We start from the raw sequence: 24801 nt of genomic DNA, 5'->3' as shown, positions 1-24801 counted from the left end.
AGTATCCCATGCGCCTGAGAGCCCTGCCCGCCGCCCTGCTGATGATCCTGGCCGTGCCCGGGTGTTCGGCGATTTCCTCGCTGAACTCGGCGTCCCAGCCGCTGGAGATCTATGAAATCAGCACCCCGGCTATCCAGCCCGCCGCGACGCGGCGCAATATCGAGCTGATCGTCGAGGAACCCTCCGCCAGCGGGGCGCTGGCGACCGAGCGGATCATGATCCGCCCCGCGCCTTTGCAGGCGCAATACCTGCCCGGGGTGCGCTGGTCGGACCCGGCTCCGGTGATGCTGCAAACGCAGATGCTGCGCGGGCTTTCGGCCACCGGGGCGCTCGGCTCCGTCGGGCGGCGGCCGGTGGGGACCTCGGGCGATTACGCGGTTCTGAGCGAGCTGACCGATTTCCAGGCCGAGTCGACGGGCGACGGCGATGACGTCACGATTCGCGTCCGCCTGATGGTCCGGCTGGTGCGCGAACAGGATGCACAGGTGATCGCCACCCGCACCTTCGAGGTCACCGAAGCAGCCGCCTCCTCAGACCCCGGCCCGATCGTCGAGGCGTTCGACCGCGCCGCGGGCCGCTTGCTGGGCGACGTCATGCCCTGGGTCCTGCGAAACAGCGGGGCGGCGTCCTAGCCCCCTCCCCGCCCCGAAGCGGGCGTTGATAAAGCCCGCCGCTTCTGCGCTAGTGGAAAGCCGAAGGCATGGCGCAACGGGCTCGGGGGTGGCGGCGATGAACGGCAATCAGGGCGGATGTCTTTGCGGGCGCTTGCGCTATGAAGTCGCCAATCCGCCGATACGCACCACCATATGCCACTGCAGGTTCTGCCAGCGCGCCACGGGAAGCGCCTACCTGGTCGAGCCGATGTTCGCCCTTTCGGATCTTTCGCTGACCGGGGGCACGCCCAGGACCTACACCCATGTTTCGAAAGGCAGCGGGAAGCAGGTGCATGTTCATTTCTGCGACACCTGCGGCACGAAGCTGTTCCTGACGTTCGAGCGTTTCCCGGATGTCGCCGGGATCTACGCGGGAACCTTCGACGACCCGAACTGGTTCGACCTGGAGCCCAAGACGACCAAGCACATATTCCTCGGCGTCGCGCAAAGGGGCACGGTTATCCCGCCGCATGTGAACACCTTCACCGAACACGCAACCCGGAACGACGGCACGGCTGAAACTCCCCGGGTATTCGACGCGCCCCGGATCATCGGCGGGGATTGACCGCCAGCCGGGACCGGCCAGAAGGGGCCGCCACTATTCCCCCGCCCTGACCGGCGCCGGAAAGCCGCGCACCTGGCGGCGCAGCGCGCGCCTGAGCGGCGCTTCAAGGTAAAGCGTCAGCGCGATGGACACCCCGAGGACCAGGGCCTGCACCACGATCATGCCCGCCACTCCACGCACGCCAAGGGCGGACAGCATGGCCAGGCCGAAGTTCTGGTGTAGAAGGTAATAGGCGTAGGACGCCTGCCCCACCAGCACCGCGCCGCCCCAGGACAGAACCGGAAGCCGCCGCGTGGACAGCGTGCCGAGGGTTCCAAGCCCGAACACCAGCAGGCTGACGATCAGATAGTCGAGCCCCGGCACATGCGGCGCCAGCCCCGGCCCCAGCACGCCGTAACCGATGGCCACCACGATCCCCAGCACATACATCGCGCGCACGAGACCTCCGTCCTCGCCCTGGCGCAAGGCGGCCAGCGCGATGCCGATGGTGAAATAGGGCTGATGTTCCGCGAAGATCAGCCGCGCGAACGGGTCCGCCAGCGGCACCCCGGCCAGCGCAAGCAGTCCGACCCAGGTCGACAGGGCGAAAAAGACCGCCCAGCAGGTCAGGAACCGACCGCCGGACAGGAAGAACATCAACCCCGCAAGGACATAGAAGCGCACCTCGGTCCAGAGCGTCCAGTAGGCCCCGTCGAGCCATGTGTAGCCGGATACGCCCATCAACTTGCCGACATGCGCGGGCGGCACGAAGGTCAGGCTGACAAGGTATTCCGTGACCGACACGCGCAGCGTATCGGGCCCGAAGATCGTGGTCGCCGCGAAGGTCAGCGAGCCGCAGAGGATCAGCGTCGGCCATAGCCGGATGCCGCGCAGGACGGCGAATTCGCCCAGTGACTTTGCCCGCCGCAGGCTGAGGGTGATGACGAAGCCCGACACGATGAAGAACAGATAGACACCCTGGTGCCCTTCCCCCGCCAGGGGAATCCAGGCGAGCGCTTCGCCGTAGGGCAACAGCGGATCGCCGTTGCCCGCCGGTGTCCAGAAGATCGCATAGTGATAGACGACAACCGCGAGGATGGCGATCGCGCGCAGGCTGTCCACCTGCCTGAGCCGCGCCGCCTCGGACGCGGGGTCCGCGCGGGGTCGAACCGGCTGTGCCATGGTGCGTCCTTCCCGTTTCATGCGGCTTCCTCCAGCGCGTGGGCGTAGATGGCGCAGATCCCGTCCACCCAGGCCTCCGGCGTGTGGGTGATTTCCCAGCCGCGCGCCGCCGCGGCGGTGCTCATGTCCCGCACCAACGCATCGTCGCCCGCGACCCGGACGAGGGTCTGCGCCAGGTCCGCCGCGTCCCCGGCGCGGAACGCCACGCCCATGCCGCGGCTCGTCACTTCCCCGGCCAGGTTCATCGCGTCCGAGATGATGACCGGGATGCCGCTGGTCACCGCCTCCGCCACCACCATGCCATAGGATTCCATCCCCCGGGAGGGCACCACGATCGCCCGCGCGCGGGTCAGGATCCGCCCGAGGTCGGCACGGGAGGTCCAGCCGTGCAGCCGCGCGCTGGGGCACAGGGCGGGAAGCTTGTCGGCCTCCTCCCCGGTTCCGAGGATCTCGGCGCGGACGCCCGAACGCTCCACCGCCGTCGCGAATTCGAGGATGCCCTTGTAGCTCAGCAGCTGGCCCACGTAGAAAAACACCCGGTTGCGGGCCGCATCGACGGGCTGCGCGGTGAACGGCGTGGCCGGGTTGCTGACGGTGTGAACCGCGCCATCGTACCCGGCGCGGGCCAGCAGCGGGCGCATCTTTTCATGCAGCACGATGATCTGGGGCCGGTCCTGCAACTTCCCGATATTGACGGCCAGCGAGGTGCCCCGCGCAACACGGAACAGCTTGTGCCCGTAGGAACGCTTGTCGCAATTGCGCGCGATACACCCCGCGCTCAGCGGTGTGCGGTCGCAATTCTCGCCGGAGCGGAAGTCGTAGTAGACGCCGTTCGGGCAGGCCAGGAAGTAGTCATGCGCGTGGATCACCACCCGCGCCCGAACCGGACCCAGCGCCCCGAAGATCGAGGGCGACAGGATCTGCGACCAGCCATGCACGTGATAGACCGTCCCCGGCGTGTCATGGGCGGCGATCCAGGCGCGCAGGCGGGCCGCGGAATGGCGGTTGTGAAGCCCGGTCGCGGCCGCCCTGACGGGGCCGCGCTTCAACAGCGCGTCGCTGCCGATGGCGACGGTTTCGACGCCCTCGGCCACCGGCCCCTCGGGGGTGTCGCCGGTGAAATAGGTGACGGGCACGCCCCGGCGCGCCAGCCGTCCGGCCAGCGACAGGGCAAGGGTCGTGGCCCCGCCGCGCGCAACCGAGAAGTCGTTCAGAAGGACAACCCTGTCGGCTTGCTTGACCATGCCGCTAGCCCTGCCCCCGGACCCGCGCCAGGCTTGGCGCCTGTCGGTGTCCGGTTCCGGCGGCGGGTGCGCTATGCATGGGTTACTCTCCTTCGCAATGACGGCGGGGCCAGTGTGGACGGTGCCGGCGCGAATGGGGCCGGGCGGGTCATCCCCGCCGGGCCCGGCGCGCCTGGGCGATGACGTAGCCCGACAGCACCGGCGCCCCCGGCTCGGTGGATTCCGCGGCGGCGACAAGGTCCGCCATATCGGTCTTGCCGTAGCGCACGATCACGAACAGCCCGTCGAGCAGTTGCTGAAGCTCGCGCAGTTCCGGGGCCGCGCCGATCTGCGGCAAGTCCACGATGATGGTCGAAAACTCCTGGCGACCGTGCAGGATCAGCCTTTCCAGCTCGGCGATCCGGGACAGCGACGTGAGCCCGCGCGTCGCGGCGGGGGCCTGGGACTGGGCAGGCGCGACCACGACCACCTCGCCGGACCCGGCGGGCAGGGTCGCGGCGTCGAAGTTCAGGTCCTCCACCCAATCGTACTCCTGCTCGAAGTCGAGCCCCGGGATCGGCTCCACCGGGCGCGCGCTGATGTAGAGGACTCGGTCGCCCCGCGCCGCGACGACCTGGCACAGGTCAGCCGTCACCGTGTTGGCCGCATCGCCCAGATCGAAGGCGGTGAAGCCGAGCACCAGCGGCTGGTTGCGCCCCTTCGGCAGGCTTTGCTGCACCGTCGCCTTCAGCGAGGACCAGAGTTCGCGCAGAGCGAGCGCGTATTTCGAGTTCCGGTCATCCCCGAGCTGAAGCGTCTTTCGCGTCTTGAACCCCATCACGCGCCGGCGCGGAATCTGGCCCATGCACGGCAGCCCCGTCTTGCGCGCAACCTGCGATGGCCGCTCGATCCGTTGCTTGAACAGCAGGCGGATCAAGCCGCCGGCAAGGCCGAGCAGAACCCCGAAGGTCATCCCCCCGAGAACGATGAGCGACGTCCTCGGATGGCTCTTTGACAGGGGAACCGAGGCGCGGGACACGATCCGCGCGTCGGTCACGGGGAAGGATTCAAGCTGAACGCTGCGCATGTACTGCTGAAGCAGGGTTTCATACATCACCCGGTACGCCCGGCTCTGGCTTTCGAGTTCCTGGAACTCCACCCTTGCGTCGCGCTTGTCGCGCTGTTCTCGGATGATCCGCTCAAGCTCAGCCGCGAGGCTTTCCTCGGTGATCTTGGCGGCGTCGTATTCGGCCCGCAGCGTCTGGGAGGAACGCTCCACCTCTCCGCGCAGCTGCTGGAACAGAGCGTCGAGTTCCTGCGTGGCGCTTCTGGTGACGACGGCATCTTCGCCAAAGCGGCTGGACAGGTCGCGCAGCAGCGCCTGCTGGGCCACTATCTGCTGGCGCAGGTTCAGCACCAGCGGATTGTTCGGAATTTCCGGCAGCCTGTTCGGGTCGAGCCCGTTGTTCAGTGCGGACTCCAGCGTGGACAGCCGCGCATCCAGCCCGCGCAGCGTGGCACGCGCGCCCATCAGCTGATCGTTGATCTGCACAAGCTGCTGTTCGTTCAGGAACCGCCCATCGCCGAAATCCACCAGTTCGTTGCGCGACTTGAAGTCCGCAAGGTTGATCGCCGCCCTGTTGGCGATGACGCGCACCTCCTCCAGCCGGTTGGAAAGCCAGGCCGAGCCGCGCCGCGCGGCGGTGGCCTTCGCCTCCATCTCCTGCTCGATGAAGCTGTTGGCGACGGCGTTGGTGATGTCGGCCGATTTCACCGGGTCCTGCGAGCGGGTGAACACATGCAGCACGTTCGACTGGCCCACCCGGCGCACCGTCAGCTTTCCGCGCAGGATCGCCATGGTGACGTTCATGTCCTGCTCGGGGTTCAGCGCCTGCATCGGCGGGCGGGACAGGACAAGGGCCTTGATCCGCGATGTCAGGGAGCGTTGCGGATCGAAATCCGGGTCCGACAGCAGGTCGAGCCGTTCGACCACCGGCAGCAGCACCTCGTCCGAGAGGATCAGTTGCAGGTCGTCGTCCACCGGCGCGGTCGCCAGCGTGATTGTGTTCGAGCTGACCGCCGCGATCTGGGTCTGGTCGCGATCGATCAGGATCGTCGCGCGGGCGGTGAACTGCTCGGGCGAGGAGCGGGCGTAATACAGCGCCAGCCCGCCGAAGAGGATCGTGCACAGGATGATCAAGAGCAGGTTGCGCAGAACGAAGCGGGCCACATCGCCGATGGTGAGGTACTCGCCCTCGTCCGCCGGCCCCGGGGGCCGGCGTCCCGTTTCTTCCATGCCCTTCTGAATCAGCAAATCAAGCGCCTCACAGGTTGCGACCCGTCAACGGGGGGGTCGGGAAGGTTGCGTCATTGCTCGGCTCGCTCGGCAGGTAACGCGGGCTGTCGCGCTGGCCTGTCGCGGCCTCTTCCGGGGTGCCGCGGGGGGCGACGCGCAGCACGGTCAGCACGTCGCCGGGCATCATGCGCGCCGTGGGCGCGACAGTCCGCGCGCGGGTTTCGCCCTGTTGCTGCAACTCGAAGCGCAGGTCGGTGTTCGCGCCCAGCGCGGCCTGCACCTGCACATCGTCGGCATAGGTCGCGAGGACGTTGCGGTTGGTTTCCAACTCACGCCGCTGGGCGGTGATCTCGGTGCGGGTCTGCGCCAGCAGTTCCTCGATCTCAGCACTTCGGTTCGCCTCGATGGCGATCCGCTCGCGGCTGACCGTGCTCAGCTGCGCGCGGGCCCGGAACAGCGCGAGGTCGATGTTCAGCGACTGCGTCCTCAAATCCCCCATGGCCCGCTGGGAATCCAGAAGCTGCTGGCCGCGCACGAGACCGCTTTCGGACAGGTCCTCAAGCTGACCCAGCCGGGTTTCCGTCAGCGCGATGATGGTATCGAGTGAGATCCGCTTCTTCAGCAGCGACTCCTCCTCGGCGGCGTAAAGGCGGTGCAGGTCCTCGACCCCGCCGACTTCCCGCTGCAAGCGGGCGCGGCGGGACTCGAAGACGGCGATTTCCGTGTCCTTGATCTGCACCTCGGCAGCGATACCGCCCGGATGCCCCAGCAGGTTGGGGAAGTCGATGGTGTCGCTGCCGTCACGCTCGGCGATCAGGCGCGCCTCGCGGGCAAGCTGGCGGGCCAGGGTTTCCTGCGCGCGGGCGATCGCGCCCGCCGTGACGGTGGAGGCCCTGATCTCCCCCTCGGCGGCGCGCGGCGCGCCACCGGCCAGCGCATAGGCCTTGGAAACGGTCATGCCGGGGCTGTAGGGATGCGCCCCCGCGACCAGCACCGCGCCGGTCACGATGACCGGGTTGTAGGCGACCACCTCGACAGAGGTTCCGGGCGGATCGACCAGCCCCACCACCTTTTGCAGGCGCGTGGCCACCGTGTCGCCCAGTTCCTGCGTGGTCAGGCCGGCGGCCGCGATCTCCCCCACCAGGGGAACCGAGATGCGCCCCGAGGTATCGACGGTGTAGGCGCGGGACAGCGCTTCCCACGTCTGGGGCGTTCCGATTTCGGCGCGCCACTCCACGACCTGCAACTGGATGCGGTCGTTCACCATCAGTCGGTACCCTGCGTCCTGGGCAGCGCCACGCCCCACGCCAAGGGCGGCGACAAGGATGACAAGCATCGCGCAAAGGCGCACCGCGCCGGGCCCGGCCAGGGGGGCGACAGCGACAGCCGCCACCGCTGCACGCGCGGTATTCAATAGCCTCATGGCCATGGCAAACACGTTCCCTTCCGCCGGTTTGAACATCCGTCGCCGCGCCGGTAGGCCATGCCTGCTGCCCCTTGCTGCAAAGGATATCAGACGGCCCCGCGTTCGCAAAAAACAAATATGATGCGCCACTTGCCCCCTCATATCGCCTGCGCCGCCTGGTTGCGGCGCCGGTCCGCCGCCGCGGACCTTGCCTGCGCGCGCGCGCCGAACGGGCGCAAGCCCGCCACGACAATGCCGCACAGCGCGTAGAACAGCATCGGAAACACGAAATCGCCCTTGGCCAGGATCGCGACGATCAGATGCGCCACGATCGCCCAGCGCACCGCGGTGACCAGCGCGCGCGCGTTGTGGGTCAGCGCGGGCTCCAGCCGTGACAACATCAGCAGCGATATGTGCAGCACGAACAGGATCGTTCCCGGAATGCCGACCTGGGACAGAAGCACGACGGCGATGCTCGACCCCCGGGTCGATCCCAGCCCCGCGCCCATCATGTTGGTGTCGAAGAAGTTCTGGATCGCGGTCTGGTTCCACAGCGTGCGTTCCCGCCCCGAGGCGCTGTCGAGCTTGCCGAAGACGGTTTCCTCCAGGAACGCCGACAGCGTTTCGCCAAGGGACGGCAGCAGGGCCAGCGCGAAGATCACGATGCACCCCGCGAAGAACAGGGCAAGGGCCAGTTCGGCGAAGCGCCGGAACGGCAGCGACCCGAAGAAGTGCAGGCACCGGCCCGTGACCAGCAACCCCAGCAGCATCGCAAGCCCGACATAGCCCGACCCCGAGGTCGAGATGACCAGCCCCACGAACAATCCCGCCGCCAGCGGCCCGGTGATCGCCGGGCGCACCCGGTCGATCCACAGGTTGATGAGCACCGCGAAGATGACCAGCGTGTAGCTGGCATAGGCCGAAGCCTCGCTCATGAAGCCGCACATGCGCTTCAGCCCGCCCTTTTCCAGCGCGCAGAGATAGGCGTAGTTGGCGTTCCTGACGGGCCCGAGCAGCGCGGCGCTGGAGCTGTAGAAGGTCAGCAGGTCCAGCAGGCTCGCCAGGATCTGAACCGCCGCGACGATACAGAACACCTTGATGACGAAGTCGAAATTCTGTGTCCGGCGCAGAAAGGCAACCATCGAGCAGAAGGCGGTGACGCCCAGCGTAAGGTAGATGGTCTGCGTGATGTTCGTCCCGCTCGGCACCAGCGGCAGGAACTGGATAACTTTCAGCCCGTTCGACGCCTCGGTTATGGAAACGGTGTTGGTCACGCCGGAAAACAGGCGCGGCATGAAATACCCCGACAGCACGGCGAAGACGAACAGCATCAGCAGCGTCACCCCCGCCCCCGTGCGCATCAGCGGACGAAGCAGCGCCATCACCCCCGCCCAGAGCGCGATCCGGAACGTCAGGATGATGACCGCGGCATACACCACGAGGATGGACGAGCCCCCGGCGTTGACCATCGACGCGGTTCCGAAGGCCGTGGCGATCAGCATCAGGCCAACGGCGAACTCCGGACGCCGGTAAAGGCTGAACAAACCCAAAGTCAGGAAAACCAGGCCGATAGGCTGTATCACGTCGCCACTTTCTCCGTTTTCCGGTTGCGGCCGGGCCTTCGGCTACACCGCGATATCCGATGTCGTCAGGATGGGTTTCGGGCGGTATCCCGCCTCGGTGACGGAGCGGACCAGCATCCCCGCGCCGGTGCGCAACACGTATCTCTTGCTGCGGTAGCGCCAGGCGTTCGCGATCAGGTTGGTCCCGTTCCAGAGCCGGGCGGTCGCGCCGTTCAGCGCGCGCCCGCCACGGGTCACCGCGCCATAGACCAGCATCCGGTCAGGCGTGTTTTCATAGGACGACAACAGCTTCGCCATGTCGCTGCGCGGATCGACGCTTTTCTGGTGGAAGCTCTCGTACACCGCGCCGGTGCCATGGGGCCGGGTGTGAAGCATCTGCACCTCGTCCACGATCGCGGCGCGAAAGCTCGGGTCCTTCATGTAAACGGCCCACAAACGGTCGATTCCCCAGCCGCTGTGATAGGTCTTCATCCAGTCGAGGACGTAGCGCAGGTGATCCGAGCGCAGCGCAGGGGCCATGCCTTCCACGAAATTGCTGTAGCGCAGCCGCAACCCCGCGCAGCGCAGCAGGATCGGGTAGCAGAAATAGCTGTCCGGATGCAGCGCGGGCTGCGCCACGGCCAGGTCATGCGCGTCCACGATGTTCAGAAACCGGTTCATGTCATCGAGGTTGAGCCGCACGTCGTCATCCATCAGCATGATGTAGCGGTAGCGGTCCAGCAGCCCGGGGTTGGCCTCGAACAGGCGGCTGATGCTGTCCCACTTGGTGCCCTTGTCCTTTGACAGCGGCAGGTCGCCGTCATGCTCGAAACCGGGGTGATCGTCGTATTGGCTGAGCTGCAGATCCCACAGCCGCGGCCCGGTTCCGGTCAGCCATTCCCGATGCAGGGACTTGGCGCCCACCCGCGCGACGACAAGGTGACTTCTAGACTCCATCATCATCATTACTCACACAAAATGAAGACTCACTATGCATTGGATCTACACCCACATCAACAAGCGAAGATATCGCATGATTTGAATGCTTTGAGCCACATACTCATCTAGAAATTATTAGATACACCCACCCCTTGTGGTGACTGTTTACACAGACACACCAAAATACCTTGGACACGAGTAGGCCGAGCTGCCAGTTTTAGTTTCTCAAACGCCCCCGAATCATGCAGAGTTCATCCGGGTTTCCGGACTCATGGTCCAAGCGTTGAGTCGTCAATGCATTGTTAATCATACCTGAAACCCGCCATTTTGTGGAGTAACCATGAATTTTGTCAGCCCATCCGAGACGCGCGGCCCCTGGGACCTGATCGTCATCGGTTCGGGATTTGGCAGCCTTTTCCTGCTCCAGGCCTACCTGAGGCGCAAACCGACCGCGCGGATCCTGATGCTGGAATGGGGTCATCACAATTCCGTGGACTGGCAGCTTGAACACGGCGTGAACTCGGACATCCCCCCGCAAAGCACCATGCGGCTGGAAAGCGGGAAGGAGTTCGACTTCACCATCGGCCTCGGCGGCGGCACCAACTGCTGGTGGGGCCTGTCCCCGCGCTGCCACCCCAACGACTTCCGCCTGAGGTCGACCTATGGCGTGGGCGTAGACTGGCCGATTTCGGTGGATGAGCTGATGCCCCACTACGCGGAGGCGGAGCAGACGCTGCGCCTTGCCGGGCCGAGCGATATCGGGAAGAAGCTGCCCGGCGCTGGCCGCTACCCGCAGCCGCCGCACCACCTGAGCACCGCCGACCGGATGCTGAAGGATGCCAGCCCGGACACCATCTTCGCCGTTCCGCAGGCCAAGAACTCGCGCCCGACCGAACAGGGCGGCACCTGTTGCTCGAACGGAACGTGCAACCTGTGCCCGTCCAAGGCGAAGTTCTACGGGATCGACAATTTCGCGGGGATCTGGACCCATGACACGCTGAAGATCTGCACCGGCGCGCGGGTGCGCCGGCTGGACCGGCAGGGCGACACGATCAGATCGGTGATCTTTGAAAGCGACGGCCGCGAATACCAGGCGGATGGCGACCTGATCGTGCTGGGGGCGAACGGCATCCACTCCGCCTTCATCCTGCTGCAATCCGGCATTCACGAGGGCAAGCCGGGCGCCTACCTCGGCGAAAAGCTTCTGGCGCTGGCGGAAATCCACCTCGACGGGCTGAAGCATTTCGACGGAGGGACAGTCACCCCGGCGTTCGACCTGAGCGATATCGACGGGCCGCACAGGGCAGAGTCCGGCGCGACGCTGTACCTGACCGAGAACTCGTTCAACTGGACCGGCCTGCGGCTGGACGCCCCCGGACGCTTTCGCGAGACGTTGCCCCTTGCCATCTATGTCGAGGATATCCTGCAGGAAGAAAACGCCGTCGTGGACGATGGCGGCGACCTGCCGATCATCCGGCACGCCGGGCCCAGCCCCTACGCCCGCAAAGGGCTGGACCGCGCGCTGGCGCGGCTGCCCGAGATCTTCAGCGCGCTGCCGGTCGAATCCGTGCACCTGCGCCGCGTCATGCCCACGATCGGGCATATCCAGGGCTCGCTCAGGATGGGGAACGATCCCGACACCTCGGTCTGTGACGCCAACCAGATGCACCACGCGGTGCGCAACCTGCTGCTCGTCGGCACCTCCGTCTTTCCTACGACAGGCTGGGCGAACCCCAGCCTGACGGCGTCGGCCATGTCACTGCGCGTGGGGGCGCTGGTCTGATGCGCGAACTGGAATATGTCGCGCCGCCAGCTGCCGCCGCCGCGCCGCATCGGCGGCCAACGGGATGGGAGCATTGGGATAATTCCCGCGCGCCCTCCCCTGCGCCGCTTGCGGCAAGGGAATTAAAGAATCGTCGCCGTTTGTCTAAGATCAAGCGGCGACGGGAGTAGTGCGTTTATCAGGGTTCGGGCGGCGGCCATATCCGCCGCAGGGCCGATGTAACAAGTGAACCGGACGCCCGCCGTCCGGCTGAACAAGGGGCTGCGTCGTGCAATTCATCCAGCCAGACCAAACCGCCGGGCCATGGGATCTCGTCGTCGTGGGGTCCGGATTCGGCGCGCTGTTCTTCCTGCACAGCTACCTGCAACGCCACCCGGACAAGAAGGTTCTGATGCTCGAATGGGGTCGGCACAACACCACCGACTGGCAGTTGGAGCAATTCCAGAATTCCGACATCCCGCCGCTGACCACCTTCACCAACGAAAGCCCCAAGTCGTGGAACTTCACCATCGGCCTGGGCGGCGGCACGAATTGCTGGTCGGGGATGACGCCCCGGATGCACCCGAACGACTTCCGCCTGAAGTCGCTTTACGGGCGCGGGATGGACTGGCCGATCAGCTATGACGACCTGATGGAGGATTACGACTGGGCCGAGCGGATCATGCTGATCTCAGGCCCCGACGACATGGGCAAGATGTTTCCCGGCGCCGGGAACTACCCCCAGAAGCCCCACAGGATGAGCGCCCCTGACAGGCTGCTGAAGGCGGCCAGCCCGGACGTCTTCTTCTCCGCCCCCTGCGCCAAGCTGTCGGAGGCGGTTGAGGGCCGGTCCGCCTGCTGCTCGAACGGTAGTTGCAGCCTGTGCCCGACGAAGGCGAAGTTCTACGGCATCGACAACATGACCTTCGTCTTCGACAACCCCGCCGTGCAGATCTGCACCGGCGCGCGGGTCCGCTACATCGATGCGGCAGGCGACACCGCAAAGGCCGTCGTTTTCGAAAGCGGGGGCCGGAGCTACACCGTCCCGGCAGAGCTGGTCGTCCTCGGCGCGAACGGCATTCACGCACCCTTCATCCTGCAACAATCCGGCATCACCGACGGCGCGCCCGGCGCCTATATCGGTGAGAAGATGCTCGCGCTGGTGGAAATCTTCCTCGACGGGCTGGAGCATTTCGACGGCGGCACCTCGACCACCGCGGTCGACCTGCGATACGTCGACGGGCCCCACCGCGCCGAGGGCGGCGCGAACCTCTACTGGAGCGAGAACTCCTTCCAGTGGAGCGGCCTGCGCCTTGAGCCGCCCAACCGCTTCCGCGAGGTGCTGCCCGTGGCGATAACCGTAGAGGACGAGTTGCTGGCGGATAACGCCGTCGTGGATACCGGGGGCGATCTGCCGAAAGTCGTGCACGCCGGGTTCTCGGACTACGCGATGCAGGGGCTGCAACGCGCGATCGACAAGGTGCCCGAGGTTTTCGCCGCGCTGCCCATCGAGGACGTGCAGTTCCGCCGGATCGAACCGACGACGGATCACCTTCAGGGCTCGCTGCGGATGGGCACGGACAAGGCGACCTCCGTCGTCGATCCGGGCCAGGTGCATCACCGGGTGCGCAACCTCGTCGTCGTGGGCACATCCGTATTCCCGACAACCAGCTGGGCGAACCCCAGCCTGACCTGCGCCGCGATGTCCCTGCGGCTCGGGCGGACCATGTGAGTAAAAAGGAGCCGTACCGATGAGCAGACGCCGCCTTCCCAGACCGTCGCGCCGCCAGTTCCTGGCCGGCACCGCCGCCGTCGGCGTCGCCGCCACGGGCGGCGCGGCCTGGATGCTGACCGACGACCCGAAGGACTTCATCGTCGCCATGATCCGCCGCAGCGTGCCCTACGTGGAGTTCGAGCCAGGCGCGATCGAGGAATTCGCCGCGTCCTACTACGACAAAGTCCAGGTCCAGCGCCGCGGGAACATCGAAAAGATCAGCAAGATGGCCCGGGGGATCGGCATGCCCCTGACCGAAACCGTCCTCGACGGCAACGAGAAGTACGAGAATTTCCGCCGCACCACCGTATCGACGTTCCTGATCGGCACCGACTTCTTCGACGAAACGCGGGATACCACGAAACCGGTGGCCTATTTCGGGATCAATCCTTGCGGGCGCAACCCGTTCGCGGAGTTCGCCTGACCGGCATTTCCCGCGCTGGCGGGCGGCGGCAATCCCCGTTTCGGCCGCGACAGGAATCGCCTTGGGTGACGCTATGACAAGTCACTGCGCCCCGGCACTTCACCCCGGCGCAGTCGGGCCCGGAAAATGGCAGGAACGCCACAATTCTCGGCCGCAGGCAGGGGGTGATTCCCGGGCCTCTCACCACCCTTAGTTCTAACGCCGGAGCCAAGTTTTACTTAATTTCCGTGATAATCATTACTTTCAATTATTTAGATATGTATATTTATAAATGCCAATTCCTCGCCCCCCTTCCACGCAGCCGGAAACCGACGTGACCGCCGCAGCTTGAAAAGGCTGAAGAAAGTCGTTTGTTAAGATTAGGTTAATTGACAATTGTCATAGCGAGCGAATTTGACCTGCTATAGTAAACATCACCCCGGTCGAATCGTGATATTCCGAATCGGGCACTATCAGTTTTTTGAATTTGAATACAACATATTGATAACGGAAAACTCTTAAGAAATCAGTAGGAATCAAGTCGATTCTTTGACATAGTTGGCAAGTTGGTGCTTTCCTGTTTTGGGTGTATTGTTATGAGTGACTCCAACATTGACGGCCTGAGGGACTGTGCGGACTTTGAATCCCGTACCAATCGCGGCCTTGATGTGCATAGTAGAAACACTGGCGGTTACGCGCTGAAATCACTGCTCGATTTCTGTTTCGCGTTGCTGGCGATTGTCTTCTTCGCGCCGTTCATGATCGTCGTTGCAATTCTTATCTTCGCCCATGACCGTGGGCCGGTGTTTTTTATTCAGGAACGGATCGGACAGGGCGGCCGGAAGTTTCCTTGCCTCAAGTTCCGCACCATGGTCGTCAACGCGCAGGAGCGTCTGGACAGCCTGTTGGCGGAATCCCCTGAAGCACGCATTGAATGGCGGGCCCAGCAGAAGCTGCGCAACGACCCGCGCATCACGCGCGTCGGCCGCTTCCTGAGGACCACCAGCCTGGATGAGCTGCCGCAGTTCTTCAACGTGCTGTTCGGCCAGATGAGCGTCGTAGGGCCGCGCCCCATCGTCGAGGACGAGGTGCCGAAGTATTCAACCGACTTCAGTACCTATAACTCAGTAAAGCCGGGTGTGACGGGACTTTGGCAAGTGAGCGGCCGCTCCGATACCAGTTATCGGGAGCGCGTCAGCCTTGATGTGCAATATGTGAATTCGATGAGCCTGCTTACAGATATGTCGATTATCCTGAAAACAGTGTCGATCGTGCTGAATGGTCGCGGCGCTTGCTAAGTCAGATCCCTGAAAACTTAGAGTAACGCGTAGATGATGACCATGACCCAGAAGCTTATACACCCCAGGACAACAAGCCTACGGCCATTTGCTTTCGGATTGGCAGGACGTTCCGAAACCATTTCGTAGGTCTTTTGCTGCTCTGGCTCGATGTACATTTCAGGTATCTACTCCTGTATTTGCACTAGTTACGGTATGACTACAATACGGCGAAACTTTGTACAATGGGTGACCCTTTCTGCACCGACAAATCGGCGGAAATCCAACCGCCGCACCTCGTGCCCGGGACTGCCCGGGCGGCGCGGGCGGGCCTGACGGATACCGCCAGGCACCCCCGTCTCGCCGCTATCGGCCCAGCATCTAGGGTTGCCGTCTTCAACGTCAAATACAGTGAAAACCTAGGCGACGGGCTGATCGCCGAGGCGATGGAGGCCGGTCTGGCGGAAGCGGGACTTCACGTCACGCCCCTGGACCTGGCCGGGCGGGACGACTTCGGCGCCCCGACCCTGCGCAACCGCAGCCTGGCGCTTGCGGTGCTCCGTTCCATGCCCCCGCCCCTGCGCCGGAAGGTGGTGGAGTTCAAGCTTCAGCCCCGGATCAACACGCTCATCCCCACATGGCGGGAGGCGATTTCCGCCGCCGAACACGTGGTTATCGGGGGCGGGCAACTGTTCCAGGACGGGGATCTCAACTTCCCGCTCAAAGTCGGCGCCGTCCTCGACATCGCCCGGCAGGAACGGACGCCCGTTTCGATCCACGCCGTTGGCGTCTCGGCAGACTGGTCGGCGCGGGGGCGTGCGCTGTTCGGCCGCCTTCTTGAGTGCCGGATCGGGCAGGTCACCGTGCGCGACGCGGCGTCCCGGCAGAACTGGGCAGCGCATTTCAGGGGCACGGCGCTTGAACGGGCGGACCTCGCGCCGGATCCGGTGATCGGGTTCCAGACGCCCCCCGCGCCACGGGCGGACCGCGTGCTTCTGGGCGTCACCCATCCGCGGGTGCTGTCCTACCACGGCAGCCACGGCGCCGCTGCGCCGCAGCTGACGCTGGAACTCGCGCGCCTGCTGACCGCGCGCGGCCATGCCGTGACCCTTTTTTCCAACGGCGCGCGCGAGGACGAGGACCAGATCGACGCGCTGTTCCAGAACCCGGCGGCCCACGCCCCCATTGCCGAGGGGCTGCTGTCCCGCGCGCCACGGCCCGTCCGCCCGGCGGACCTGGTAGAGAACCTGCGCCCCGCCTCGGTGGTGATCGCGCACCGGCTGCACGCCAACATCCTGGCCTATGCGATGGGTAAGCCCTGCGTCGGGCTGGCCTGGGACCCGAAGCTCGAAGGCTTCTTCAAGCTGACCGCGCGGCCGGAGTTCCTGTTCAACCCCGACACGCACCCCGCCAGCGAGATCGCCCGAACGGCGGAATACGCCGCGCGCAGCGGCCTCGACCCCCGACACCGGGAACGACTGATCGCCAGCGCACAGGACGCGCTGCTGACCCTGGCGCGATCGATCAAGGACCACAAACCCACGCAGGCGCACCCCCTGCAGGAGGCAACGCCATGAAAGTCGCGCTCGTCCACTACTGGCTGACCGGGATGCGCGGGGGCGAAAAGGTACTCGAGGCCCTGTGTGAGCTTTATCCAGACGCCGATATCTACACGCTTGTCTGCGACCCGGCGCGGATCTCGGAAACGCTTCGGCGTCACAGGATCCACACGTCCTTCCTGCAAAAGCTGCCCTTCGCGCTGAAGGCCTACAAATCGCTTCTGCCCCTGATGCCCTATGCGCTGGAGCAGTTCGACCTGAGCAATTACGACCTGGTGATCTCCAGCGAGGCGGGCCCGGCCAAGGGTGTGATCGTGCGCCCCGATGCCGTGCATATCTGCTACTGCCATTCACCGCTGCGATACATCTGGGACAAGTATCACGAGTATCGCGACAACGCGGGCTTCCTCAGCCGCATGGCGATGCCCGTTCTCGCGCCCCCGCTGCGGGTGTGGGACGTGACCACGGCGGCGCGGGTGGATCATTTCGTGGCGAACTCCGCCTGGGTCGGCAAGCGGATCGAGAAGTACTTCCGCCGCCCCTCGACCGTCATTCATCCGCCCGTGGAAACCGGCGACTTCGTGCCCGCCCCGGCCCATGAGCTGGGGGACGCGTATCTTTTCGCCAGCCAGCTGGTCGGCTACAAGCGCGCCGACATGGCCGTTCGCGTGTTCAACGACCTCGGCAAACCCCTGGTCGTGATCGGTGAGGGCGAACAGATGGCCGAGCTGAGGAAGATCGCCGGCCCCACCGTCACCCTGCTCGGCCGACAGCCGTTCGAGGTGTTGCGAAAGCATTTCCAGACCTGCCGCGCCCTTGTCTTCCCCGGCGAAGAGGATTTCGGCATCGTCCCGGTGGAAGTAATGTCCTGCGGGCGGCCCGTCATCGCGTTTGGACGCGGCGGCGCCGCCGAAACCGTGATCGACGGGGAAACCGGCGTGCTGTTTGACGAACAGACCGACGCCGCGCTGAAACAGGCGATCCATCGGTTCGAGCGGATCGAGGACAGCTTCAGCCCATCCCGCATCCGCGCCCGCGCACTGGGTTTCGACAGGTCCGTCTTCCTGGAAAAGATGCGCCGCTTCATCGACGACGCGCTGGAAAAGGACGTGATCCCGCTGGACCCGAAAGCCCGCCTTGCCGCGATCGAGGCTGCGGCTGCCCAGGGCCGGGCCGGTGGCTATCCGGCCTGACCGAGGCGCGCGTTTCTCAAGCCATTCGACGGCCTTGGCGTCAGGAGGCGTCCGCCGCAGCGCTTTGTGCGGCAAGCCCGCGCCCGGCGCCGATCGCGACATTCAGCGCCACGAAGCTGATCGCCTGCTGGCGAAGCGCGGCGGCATAGCGCAGGCGCGCATCCCCGACACGGCGCTCGGCGTCCAGAACGTCCAGCACAGACCGCTCTCCGCTGGAGAATGCGTCCTGGGACAGTTGCAACGCCTCTTCCAGCGTGGCTACGGCACGCCGCTGGGCGGCCACCGACTGGCGGGCCCGCGACACGGCGACCAGCGCGTTTTCCACTTCCTCGACGCCCTGCAACACGGTGCGCTGCCAGACCAGCATCGCCTCGCGCGCATTCGCCTCACGCGCGGACACATTGGCGGTCAGCGCCTCGCGCCCGAAGATCGGCAGGTTGATGATGGGGCCGAACCCCCAGGTCGAGCCGTTCACGCCCTCGCTGCGGGCGGTGCCGGTGATCTGGCCGGTCAGCGAGATGCTGGGATAAAGATCCGCGCGCGCGATACCGATCCGCGCCACGGCAGCGGCGAGGTTGCGCTCCGCCGCCCGGATGTCGGGGCGGTTGCGCAGCAGGTCCGCCGGCACGCCGCTGGGATAGATCGAGCGGGGGGTGGGCTGCGGCGCGCCGCGCGCCAGCTCGGACACGAGCGAGCCTGCGGGCAGGCCAAGCAAGGTCGCGACCCGGTGGCTGGCGATCCGGAACCCCGCCTCCAGGTCGGGAATGTCGGCGCGGGTTTCATCCACAAGGCCACGCGCCCGGGTCAGATCGACGGATGTGACGAGGTCGGCTTCCAGCAGGCGCTGGGTCAGGTCCACCGTCCGCTGGCGCGAGGCAAGGTTGCGGCGGGTCAGCTCAAGGCTGTTCTGGAAGAACCGGGCATCGATGTAGGCGCCGGACAGCTCGGACAGGAAGGCGAGCCGCGCCTGCTCAACGCCGAAGCCCGCCGCCTCCAGGTCGGCGGCGGCCACTGCCCGCTGCCCGCTGAGCCGACCGAAGAAGTCCAGCACCCAGGACACCTGCACCGTGCCGGTAGCGAAACGCTCGTCAACCGCGTTGGAGCCGCCACGCACCCCCGCCGCACCGTTGAACCCGCCGCCCAGCGCGATCCCCGCGCCACGGGCGACCGCCGCCGCGGCGCTCATCCGCTCGCCCGCGATCCTGGTATCGAGGTTCTGGCTCAGCCCGCGGGACACAAGGCTGTTCAACCGGCTGTCGCTGAACGCTTGCCACCAGCGCACATCGGCGACCTGGCCAATACTGCCGCCGCTGGACTGCAAAAACGACGCGGGTAGATCCATTTGCGGCGAAGTGTAGGGCTCAGCCCCGCTACAACTCACCAGCCCCACGGCTGACAGGGAAGCAATACTCGCGCGAATACCAGGTCCGAATGTCGCCAGAGCCATGAGTTCCTCCACCCCGCAGGTTTTTGCCCCGCTTCAATAAAATAAACACCACCTTACATGTTCGCTCAGGCACGGGCGAAAAAGCAAGCCTTGCGCAATATTGCGAAGAAGGTTGGCCGGAGGGCTATGGTTTTTGCAACAGTCCCTGCGGCGACCGCCCCGAATACAGCCCGAAAAGCCAAGCCATACACGGCCCTGAAACCTTTGCCGGGTGCTTATGGCCGATCCCGTCACCCAAGTCGCCGGGGTCCTTCGGGACCTTCGAATTATTTAGTCAAAGTTGATATATATTACATATTGAATGAGAAGATGTGTGGTACCGGGCGATTCCAATCCCGCAGATTCCCCTAAATCACCCCGAAAACTTCGCCTCCACAAAGTATTTTGGACGCCTGTAGGCGTTGGAGCGAATCAGGATAACGGGTTATGCTTTCCCTCGGTAAACAGTCATTCAGTTTGAAGAGGTAAACACATGGCGATGCAGGTCTACAAACGCGATCCGGCCGACTACCATGATGAACTCAACACCAAAGGCTATGCGCACCTCAAGGACATCCTGGGCGATGAATTCGTTGAGTACCTCAAATCCTTCTTCGCACGGATGATGCGCGAAGCGACGAATGAATCCGAGGACTGGAAGATCAAGGGAAAGAAGCGGCAGTTCGTCTTCGAATTCCCCTCACGGGAAGAGGCGCTGGAACTCCGGGCCGGGCTGGCGCGCCTGACGGGGATGGAGGTCGACAAGATCACCATCTCTGAGCGGCACCTGAAGGTCTATGACGACAACGCGAACCCCTACCCCGCGCCACACAAGGACCGCTCGGCCTCGCACTACTCGATCGGCTTTCCGGTCCACCTGCCGGAGGGGTCCACCGTTTGCATTTTCCCCGACCTCGACCCCGGCCCCAACACCGAGGACCGGGCGGTCTTCCTGACGGAGCGCGACCGCCCCGATCTGGCGCAGATCTACGAGAACGAGAATTGCATCATGCTGAACGAAAAGGTCGGGGATATCGTGATCTTCCACGGCTCCTCGCTCTGGCATGAACGCCTGCGCGGCGCGGGCACGGCGGTGCTCTACATCAAGTGCAACGAGACCGGGAACGACCCGCTGGGAGAGAATGTCTTCGCGGAACTGGCCGAGGCGGGGGCCTGATCCCCAGGCGCTGCGCGGGGGTCCGGCGCAGCGCAACGACTGGGCCGAAGCCCCGGCGGGGTGGGGTACGGCGGCCATGAGGAAGCTGACGCTCCACGCGATCCTGCCCGAAACTGGCCCCGCCGCTGCCGCCGCCATGACCTGCGTGGAGCATCTGCAAGCGGATGAACGCTACGCCGTCGCGGCCCTTTTCCGCGCCGCGCCCCCGCCCGCCAGGACGGGGGCAGCGGCGCGCTACCTTCAACTGGAAGCCAAGGTCTTCGCCAGGGCCGCCCAAGCCAGCGCCACCGGCGGGGCGCAACTGATGGCAGACCTTGCACCGGCGGGCCAGCCCGCCGCACCAACCCCCGATATCGTGATCGACTTCAGCGGGGATCCGGCAGCGCTGGCGCATGCGGATACCGCGCGGCTGGGGCTCTGGCGGCTTGAGGGCTTCGCCGGGTCAGCAGGGATCGCCGCCACCTTGCGCGGCGCGCCCTCGACCGTGCTGCGGGTGCTTAGGTTTTGCGGTCCGATCCCAGCCCCGCGAACGCTGGCGCAGGCTGAGTTCACGACGAAGTTCCTCGCAGCCCGCCAGGCCGCCTTCATGCGGGAAAAGCTGGTCGCCCTGCTCCGCCAGCAGCTTGCGCGGGCCGCCAATGGCGCGGATCTGCCCGATACCGGGCCGCCGCCCGCCCAGCAGGACGGCACGCCGCCGCTGGCCCCCTACCTGCGCCGCGCCGCGGGTGAGCTGTCCGCCCGCGTCGCGACACGGCTTTTGTCCAAAGCAGGCCGACGGCCCGGGCAGTGGTGCCTGATGACGGGCACAGGCGGCTGGCGGGACTTCGATCCCGCCACCGGCAGCCTGATCCGCCCCGATGGCAACCACTACTGGGCTGACCCCTTCCTCTACCGGCATGATGACGAATTGTTCCTGTTCTTCGAGGATTACGACTACGCCACGGGCCGGGGCCACATCAGCGCTGGCAGGCTGGTGGACGGCGCGTTGGTCGATGTCCGCCCTGCCCTGCGACGCCCCTACCACCTGAGCTATCCGCAGGTCTTTTCCCACGAAGGCGAGATCTTCATGCTGCCCGAAACCCACCAGGCCGGGCAGGTCGAGGTCTGGCGCGCCACGGAGTTTCCGACCGGCTGGACCCTACACGCCACCGCGCTGAAGGGGGTGCCCGCCGCCGACAGCGTGCTGTTCGAGCAGGACGGCGCCTGGTGGCTGTTCACCAATGTGACCGACGGCAGCTTCGGGGACCTGTCGAGCGAGCTGAACCTCTACAGCGTGACGGGGCCCGACCTGAGCGGGCTTCGCCCGCACCCGCTGAACCCGGTTGTCGTTGGGTCGCGCACCGCGCGTGGCGGGGGGCGGGTGTTCCGCGACGGGAACAGGGTGCTGCGCCCCTCGCAGAACAACACCCATGGCGTCTATGGCTGGGGGCTGAACTTCATGGAGATCACGCGGCTGGACGAAACCGGCTACGAGGAACGGCTGGCCCGGACCATCGCCCCCGACTTCCGCCCCGGGCTGATCGGCTGCCATCACTTCGATGCCGCCGGGCAGACCTGGGTGATCGACGCGCGCGACGGACGGGGGCACTGGGCGGGCTGACCCGCCCCACGGGGGACTGGCGGGCTGACCCACCCCACCCGGTGCCCGCGCGGGATCAGGTCGGCGGCGGGCCGAGGATCGTGATCCGGCGATCCAGCACCTGGTACACGTTGTCCGCGTTCGGCCCGACACCGAAGTCCAGCGTATCCCCCGCCTTCATGTCCAGGGTCAGCGGCGGCATTTCCCAGCTTGCCTTTCCAACCACGCCGCTGGCCACCACGGCCCCGTTCAGCCTGAGACGGATCCGCGCGCCTTCCCGGTCGTCCTTGGCGTTGCTCCATTCCGCCGAGATGTCGTAGACGCCATCCGCCGGCGCGGTGAACCGCTCGGTCGTCCAGTGCGGGACACCGCCGAAAGCCGCGCCGATGATCGTGTCCACGCGGACCTGCACCGGGAACAGGAACCTGTTGCCGATATAGCTGGTCCAGTTGGTGTCCACGTAGTCCATCCCCAGGAAGTCGCCGTCGCCTTTCTGCACGTGGTAGCTCCAGGGGCCCGCATCGAACTGGTACAGGCTGTCGAAGGCCATCCTGGGCCGCTTGACCTCCAGCGACAGGTCGCGCCCCATGACGACGAAGGGCGCATCGCTCAACTCCGTCACGGGATCGATTTCCCGCCCCGAGGTATCGAAGTAGCGCAGATCCTCGCCGCTGACCTCCACCGGGCCGGAGCCGCCCCAGGCGATGATCGCGCGCCCGTCGGTGCCGAAGCCGTAGACCTGGTCGATCGGATCGTCACTCAGCCGGACCGGGCGGCCAAGGGGCAGAAGCTGCTTGGCCAGGAAGCGGTAGGTCGCGGCGGCGGGCATCTCCGAGCCGTCCATGCGGACCAGGCCCATGTTGGGATACCATTCCTGTTCCCGGTAGGCGTACCACCACGCCGCCTTGACGTCCGACGCCCCGAGCAGCGCCGCCATCTTGGCCAGGTAGTCCGGCGCCTCGGCGGGATCGTCGAACCATTTGCCGAACTCGGTGACGTAGATCGGCACCTCGCCCCCGAATTCGCGCATCAGTTCGCGCAGGCGGGTAAGCTCGCGATCGACGAACTCGGGGAAGTCGCGGTAGGGATGCAGCGATATTGCGTCGCAATGCTCCAGCGCGCCCGCCTCGAACAGCTTGCGGAAATAGCCGAGGGCGACCGAATGCGCGCCGGTGCAGATCATCTCCACCTCCGGGGCGACACGCTCCACCTCGGCCTTCACTTCGGCGGCGAGCTTGGCGAAATAGCCTGCCGGATCATCCTCGAACGGGCCCTTCAGGAAGTTTGGCGCGTTGAACTCGTTGCCCAGCTCGAAGCGCGTGATCAGGTCGGGATAGGCCTCCAGCGTCTTGCCGACGAAGCGCGCGTAGGCCTGGCGCCCCTCGTCGGTATAGGGGGTGTTGCTGTCGTCATAGACGGGATTGGGCGTCGCGAAGACGGGCAGCGGCTTCATGCCGTTGCGCGCCGCGGCCAGGAAATACGCGGCCACGCTGGCGAAGTCGTAGCTGCCGCGCGTGGATTCGATCTTGTTCCAGTAAACGCCGTCGCGGAACTCGGTCACGCCAAGCTCCCGCGCGGGGGCCATCAGGCTCGTGCTCCAGCCCTGCGCGAAGTGCATCTGGACGTGGATCTTGAAGCGGTCGTCAGCGCCGGTGGCCGCCCCGGCCCAGGCGGAAACGGCAAGGGCCGCGGCAAGCATTCGGATACATCTCGACATCATGAATATCATCCTGAAACCGTTGTTTGAATTTCCCCGGGCCTAGTCCACGCCCGCCACCGCGCGCGGCGGCGGCAGTGCCACGCCAAGGTCGGACGCATGGTCCCGCAGCCGCTCCATCACGTCGCCAGCCACGGGAATGCCGGCCCGGGTGTTTTCCTCGGCGGCACGCCAGCGGCTTTCGCCCGGCAGCCGGGTATCACCCCCCGCCGCCGCGATCACGCCGGTAAGGAAGCGCATCCGGTCGTGGAAGTCCTCCATCGGCATCCAGCGGCGCACATCCAGCGCGACGAAGAAGTGGCCGCTGCGCGCCGGGCCGCTGAAGTCGTTATAGATCGACAGCACCTGGTGCGAGATCGCCCCGCCCGTCAGCACACCCGACAGCACCTCCACCATCAGCCCCAGTCCGAAGCCCTTGGCCCCCGCCGCGGGCAGCAGCGTGGCCTTGGACGCCAGTGCCGGGTCGGTGACCGGCGCGCCCGTCTTGTCGATCAGGAACCCTTCGGGCAGCGGCCAGCCCTTTTCCGCGTGTTCGCGCACGGTCGAGCCCGCCAGCCCGGCGGTGGACATGTCGACCATCAGCGTCCGCTCGTCGGGCATCGGCACGCCGAAGGCCAGCGGATTGGTCCCCATCACCGGATCGCGCCCCCGATGCGCCGCGACCTTGGGCGCGGAACTGCTGAGCGCCACGCCGATCATCCCCTCAAGCGCCATCTGGTGCAGGTAACAGGCCCCGATGCCGTAATAGTTGCTGTTGCAGACCCCCACCGCCCCGATCCCGGTGTCGCGCGCCAGGGCAATGGCCCGCGCCGCGCCGAGGTGCCCGGCATATTGCCCGAGCCCGTGGCGGGCATCGATCCTTTCCGTGCCCGGCGACAGCGCGGTCAACTCCGGCTCCGCGCCGAGGTCGATCAGGCCCTTTCGGACCCGCGCGACCAGCGCCGGGAGCCGGATGACCCCGTGGTTGTGGCGGCCCACGAGGTCGGACCAGACCAACACGTCCGCGTTGATCCTGGCCATTTCAACAGGGTTGCCCAGGGCGACCAGCACATCGGTCACGAACCCGGCAAGATCCTTCTGCGTGTAGCGCGCGGTCGTCATGTCACCCCGACCGGGTCCGTCGGCGTTGC

General features: G+C 65.7%; 19 protein-coding genes. 10 read left to right on the top strand and 9 right to left on the bottom strand.

The genetic code is table 11. From position 1 onward, the window contains the following. Window positions 1-8 precede the first annotated feature (8 nt). Complete coding sequence (locus tag DJ029_RS09020; protein ID WP_112322105.1) at window positions 9-632, top strand: ABC-type transport auxiliary lipoprotein family protein; 624 nt, start codon at window positions 9-11, stop codon at window positions 630-632. A gap of 97 nt (window positions 633-729) precedes the next feature. After that, window positions 730-1218 carry a GFA family protein gene (locus DJ029_RS09015; protein ID WP_198671106.1) on the top strand — a complete coding sequence of 163 codons (489 nt, stop codon included), beginning with the start codon at window positions 730-732 and terminating at the stop codon, window positions 1216-1218. Window positions 1219-1251: 33 nt separating this feature from the next. Here the strand turns inward: DJ029_RS09015 and DJ029_RS09010 are convergent, their stop codons facing one another. From DJ029_RS09010 to DJ029_RS08985, 6 genes are all read right to left on the bottom strand, one after another. Then, on the bottom strand, window positions 1252-2379 hold the full coding sequence (locus tag DJ029_RS09010; RefSeq protein ID WP_198671105.1) for an acyltransferase family protein: 1128 nt from the start codon (window positions 2377-2379) through the stop codon (window positions 1252-1254). 17 nt (window positions 2380-2396) lie between these two features. Continuing rightward, window positions 2397-3623, bottom strand: a complete 1227-nt coding sequence (locus DJ029_RS09005) for a glycosyltransferase family 4 protein (protein WP_112322103.1) — start codon at window positions 3621-3623, stop codon at window positions 2397-2399. A 148-nt stretch (window positions 3624-3771) separates the two neighbouring features. Then, window positions 3772-5916: a GumC family protein gene (locus DJ029_RS09000; protein ID WP_157966328.1), complete on the bottom strand. Its 2145-nt coding sequence runs from the start codon at window positions 5914-5916 to the stop codon at window positions 3772-3774. 10 nt (window positions 5917-5926) lie between these two features. Then, on the bottom strand, window positions 5927-7327 hold the full coding sequence (locus tag DJ029_RS08995; protein ID WP_157966327.1) for a polysaccharide biosynthesis/export family protein: 1401 nt from the start codon (window positions 7325-7327) through the stop codon (window positions 5927-5929). 134 nt (window positions 7328-7461) lie between these two features. Continuing rightward, the gene (locus DJ029_RS08990) at window positions 7462-8886 is read right to left on the bottom strand and encodes a hypothetical protein (protein ID WP_112322100.1); all 1425 of its coding nucleotides are present in this window, start codon (window positions 8884-8886) and stop codon (window positions 7462-7464) included. 42 nt (window positions 8887-8928) lie between these two features. Further along, window positions 8929-9831 (bottom strand): DUF707 domain-containing protein, encoded by a 903-nt coding sequence (locus DJ029_RS08985; protein WP_112322099.1) that lies wholly within the window; start codon window positions 9829-9831, stop codon window positions 8929-8931. A gap of 313 nt (window positions 9832-10144) precedes the next feature. Here DJ029_RS08985 and DJ029_RS08980 point away from each other — a divergent pair, with 313 nt between their 5' ends. From DJ029_RS08980 to DJ029_RS08955, 6 genes are all read left to right on the top strand, one after another. Further along, complete coding sequence (locus DJ029_RS08980; RefSeq protein ID WP_112322098.1) at window positions 10145-11587, top strand: GMC oxidoreductase; 1443 nt, start codon at window positions 10145-10147, stop codon at window positions 11585-11587. 268 nt (window positions 11588-11855) lie between these two features. Beyond that, a complete protein-coding gene (locus DJ029_RS08975) occupies window positions 11856-13298 on the top strand; it encodes a GMC oxidoreductase (RefSeq protein ID WP_112322097.1) in 1443 nt (480 codons plus the stop codon). Between the two features lie 19 nt (window positions 13299-13317). After that, window positions 13318-13764, top strand: coding sequence for a twin-arginine translocation signal domain-containing protein (locus DJ029_RS08970; protein ID WP_112322096.1), 447 nt, complete (start codon window positions 13318-13320; stop codon window positions 13762-13764). 575 nt (window positions 13765-14339) lie between these two features. Next, on the top strand, window positions 14340-15041 hold the full coding sequence (locus DJ029_RS08965) for a sugar transferase (protein ID WP_112322095.1): 702 nt from the start codon (window positions 14340-14342) through the stop codon (window positions 15039-15041). A 224-nt stretch (window positions 15042-15265) separates the two neighbouring features. Next, complete coding sequence (locus tag DJ029_RS08960) at window positions 15266-16597, top strand: polysaccharide pyruvyl transferase family protein (protein ID WP_112322094.1); 1332 nt, start codon at window positions 15266-15268, stop codon at window positions 16595-16597. After that, window positions 16594-17772: a glycosyltransferase gene (locus DJ029_RS08955; protein ID WP_112322093.1), complete on the top strand. Its 1179-nt coding sequence runs from the start codon at window positions 16594-16596 to the stop codon at window positions 17770-17772. The genes DJ029_RS08960 and DJ029_RS08955 overlap by 4 nt, the downstream gene beginning before the upstream one ends. A gap of 40 nt (window positions 17773-17812) precedes the next feature. Here the strand turns inward: DJ029_RS08955 and DJ029_RS08950 are convergent, their stop codons facing one another. After that, complete coding sequence (locus tag DJ029_RS08950) at window positions 17813-19219, bottom strand: efflux transporter outer membrane subunit (RefSeq protein ID WP_112322092.1); 1407 nt, start codon at window positions 19217-19219, stop codon at window positions 17813-17815. Between the two features lie 472 nt (window positions 19220-19691). Here DJ029_RS08950 and DJ029_RS08945 point away from each other — a divergent pair, with 472 nt between their 5' ends. Both DJ029_RS08945 and DJ029_RS08940 read left to right on the top strand, forming a co-directional pair. After that, window positions 19692-20375 carry a phytanoyl-CoA dioxygenase family protein gene (locus tag DJ029_RS08945; protein WP_112322091.1) on the top strand — a complete coding sequence of 228 codons (684 nt, stop codon included), beginning with the start codon at window positions 19692-19694 and terminating at the stop codon, window positions 20373-20375. 76 nt (window positions 20376-20451) lie between these two features. Beyond that, a complete protein-coding gene (locus DJ029_RS08940; protein ID WP_112322090.1) occupies window positions 20452-21975 on the top strand; it encodes a glucosamine inositolphosphorylceramide transferase family protein in 1524 nt (507 codons plus the stop codon). Window positions 21976-22030: 55 nt separating this feature from the next. Here DJ029_RS08940 and DJ029_RS08935 read toward each other — a convergent pair whose 3' ends face one another. Both DJ029_RS08935 and DJ029_RS08930 read right to left on the bottom strand, forming a co-directional pair. After that, window positions 22031-23674, bottom strand: a complete 1644-nt coding sequence (locus DJ029_RS08935; protein ID WP_157966325.1) for a hypothetical protein — start codon at window positions 23672-23674, stop codon at window positions 22031-22033. A gap of 39 nt (window positions 23675-23713) precedes the next feature. Continuing rightward, window positions 23714-24772, bottom strand: a complete 1059-nt coding sequence (locus DJ029_RS08930; RefSeq protein ID WP_112322088.1) for an Ldh family oxidoreductase — start codon at window positions 24770-24772, stop codon at window positions 23714-23716. Between the last annotated feature and the right edge of the window lie 29 nt (window positions 24773-24801).

This window comes from Oceanibium sediminis, from assembly GCF_003265325.1.
GTDB lineage: Bacteria > Pseudomonadota > Alphaproteobacteria > Rhodobacterales > Rhodobacteraceae > Halovulum > Halovulum sediminis.
Note: the sequence above shows the minus strand (reverse complement) of the source record. Positions and strands in the feature narration are given on the sequence as shown.